Here is a 1089-nt window from a genome sequence, read left to right as displayed (position 1 = left end):
GGATTTCGGAACTTTGAAAACTTCAAAAAACGGATTTTTATCGCTCTGAATATCAAAAAAGAAAGGACGAAATTTGTCCTTTCTCGAGCTTAGCTTTTCTTCAACCCACTACAGTTGACAAAGAGCCACAATTATAATATAAACGATATAAAAATAACTTCAGATTAGTAATTCAATTAAGTTTTACAGATCTGAAGTTTTATTGTCTCTAAAAATAAAAAAGAGAGTTACAAACTCTCATTAAAACGGAGAATAAGGGATTCGAACCCTTGCGCCAGTTACCCGACCTAACGATTTAGCAAACCGTCCTCTTCAGCCTCTTGAGTAATTCTCCAATTAATGGGCACGAGTGGACTCGAACCACCGACCTCACGCTTATCAGGCGTGCGCTCTAACCACCTGAGCTACGCGCCCAAGTTAAAAACTTGGTAATTTGAACAAAGTTCAAAGCGGGTGACGAGAATCGAACTCGCGACAACAGCTTGGAAGGCTGTAGTTTTACCACTAAACTACACCCGCATACATACTATAAGTAAAAATGGCGCGAGACGGAATCGAACCGCCGACACATGGAGCTTCAATCCATTGCTCTACCAACTGAGCTACCGAGCCTTATTGCGGGAGCAGGATTTGAACCTACGACCTTCGGGTTATGAGCCCGACGAGCTACCGAGCTGCTCCATCCCGCGTTAATAAAAAGGAGGATGTGGGATTCGAACCCACGCACGCTTTTACACGCCTGACGGTTTTCAAGACCGTTCCCTTCAGCCGGACTTGGGTAATCCTCCAATATTCAAATGGACCTTGTAGGACTTGAACCTACGACCACTCGGTTATGAGCCGAGAGCTCTAACCAGCTGAGCTAAAGGTCCGACAAGATCATTATAGCGGCGAAGGGGATCGAACCCCCGACCTCCCGGGTATGAACCGGACGCTCTAGCCAGCTGAGCTACACCGCCATGTATCGGGAAGACAGGATTCGAACCTGCGACACCTTGGTCCCAAACCAAGTACTCTACCAAGCTGAGCTACTTCCCGAGTTAAATAGAAAAATGCACCCTAGAGGAGTCGAACCTCTAACCGCCTGAT

The 1089-nt window shown here is 46.2% G+C and carries 9 tRNA genes; all 9 read right to left on the bottom strand.

Annotated features, from left to right (window positions below):
- Positions 1 to 246: 246 nt before the first annotated feature.
- Positions 247 to 334 (bottom strand) — tRNA-Ser (locus tag DSY56_RS11655).
- A 6-nt stretch (positions 335 to 340) separates the two neighbouring features.
- Positions 341 to 414 (bottom strand) — tRNA-Ile (locus tag DSY56_RS11650).
- Between the two features lie 34 nt (positions 415 to 448).
- Positions 449 to 519: transfer RNA gene (locus DSY56_RS11645), tRNA-Gly, on the bottom strand.
- Positions 520 to 539: 20 nt separating this feature from the next.
- A tRNA-Phe gene (locus DSY56_RS11640) sits at positions 540 to 612 on the bottom strand.
- A 3-nt stretch (positions 613 to 615) separates the two neighbouring features.
- Positions 616 to 689: transfer RNA gene (locus tag DSY56_RS11635), tRNA-Met, on the bottom strand.
- Between the two features lie 9 nt (positions 690 to 698).
- A tRNA-Ser gene (locus tag DSY56_RS11630) sits at positions 699 to 788 on the bottom strand.
- Positions 789 to 798: 10 nt separating this feature from the next.
- Positions 799 to 872, bottom strand: a tRNA-Ile gene (locus DSY56_RS11625).
- Between the two features lie 13 nt (positions 873 to 885).
- Positions 886 to 959: transfer RNA gene (locus tag DSY56_RS11620), tRNA-Met, on the bottom strand.
- Between the two features lie 5 nt (positions 960 to 964).
- A tRNA-Pro gene (locus tag DSY56_RS11615) sits at positions 965 to 1038 on the bottom strand.
- Positions 1039 to 1089 lie beyond the last annotated feature (51 nt).

The sequence above is a fragment of the Streptococcus sp. 596553 genome, assembly GCF_900411395.1.
Taxonomy (GTDB): domain Bacteria; phylum Bacillota; class Bacilli; order Lactobacillales; family Streptococcaceae; genus Streptococcus; species Streptococcus mitis_BA.
Note: the sequence above shows the minus strand (reverse complement) of the source record. Positions and strands in the feature narration are given on the sequence as shown.